Annotated in this window: 2 protein-coding genes; both read right to left on the reverse strand. The window is 63.5% G+C overall.

All coding sequences use genetic code 11. The features are described 5' to 3' along the window. Positions 1 to 87 precede the first annotated feature (87 nt). A complete protein-coding gene (locus AWB67_RS38265; RefSeq protein WP_087660896.1) occupies positions 88 to 363 on the reverse strand; it encodes a YlcI/YnfO family protein in 276 nt (91 codons plus the stop codon). A 59-nt stretch (positions 364 to 422) separates the two neighbouring features. Continuing rightward, positions 423 to 1163: ATPase (locus AWB67_RS38270; protein ID WP_087660897.1), on the reverse strand; the 741-nt coding region annotated here is incomplete at its 5' end.

Raw genomic sequence — 1163 nt, forward strand, 5'->3', positions numbered from 1 at the left:
AAAGCACACCGGCTCCTCAAGCGCTGGCCGCCTGACTATGCCGACCGCCCCGCGTACACCACTCTTGACGATTTCTCGCTGATCGGTCTAAGTCGCCGAATCACTGACACCGTGGTCGAACAGATCCGGGGTCGTGCGGTGTTCGTCCAGGCGATCGGGCAATGCACCGCTTCGAACCTTTGCCAATGTATCAGGCGACAGCCAGACTTCTTCGATCGCGTCGAGACCGCCCTCGATCATCCGCTGCAGGAAGAACGACTGCTTTCGCCCGGTCGCTTCCGCCAACACACGTAACCTCTGTTCGATGGCCGGGTCGACGCGGACCGCGACCACCTTCAGTTTGTTCTCTGCCGTTCTTCTCAATTTCTCACTCCTTTTCTAGACGCTCGCGCGCGAGGTCGAGCCCTCCACGACGCCCAAGGCTATGTTCGGCTCTTCGTTCCCGCTGTTTTCCCAGCAGTCGCCTTGCGCGCTGCACGCCTGGCTAGAGGACGGGATTCTGCCGGGGGTGCGCGTCGCGCTGAGGGACGCGTCGTCGCGCGCAGCGACTTCAACTGCTCCTGGAGCGACCTGTAAGCCTCTTCGAGCGCGGCCAGCTTGCCCTGCAACACCCCAGTCTGCTGGCGAGCATCGCCCTGCTGCTCTTGCAGCGCTTCGACAGTTCGACGATGTTCGGCATCCCGCTTTTCTGCACGTTTGGCGGCTTCCGCCAATTCCTTCTGCGCTTTGATCACTGCGCCGCGTTCGCGATCGATTTCCAAGAGCGCACGCTTTTCCGAGGCGCGTAAGCGCTCCTCCGCACGATCAGCCGTCTCCCGGAGTTTTTCCAGATCACGCGAGAAGGTGTCGCGTACTTTTTCCAGTTCTCGCTCGCGCGCGACGACCTCCTCGCCAAGACGCTTGACCTGCGCCTCGAGTGCTTTACGCGCGGCCGCCTCGTGCGCCTGCTGTCGCTCCAAGTCGCGAATTTCGACCTGCGCCGCGAGCAACGCCGCGGTGCGTTGCTCCAGCGCCGTCTCGGTCCGACCGAGTTCCTCGCGCGCGGCGAGGACCTTTTGCTCCGCCTCGGCGCGACGCGTTTCGACCTCATCGCGAAGCGAGGTCAGTTCGGCGTGTGCGGAGGCCGCCGCGCGCGTCCAAAGCGTTCCGATCAACTCGCCTGC

This window comes from Caballeronia terrestris, from assembly GCF_001544515.1.
GTDB lineage: Bacteria > Pseudomonadota > Gammaproteobacteria > Burkholderiales > Burkholderiaceae > Caballeronia > Caballeronia terrestris.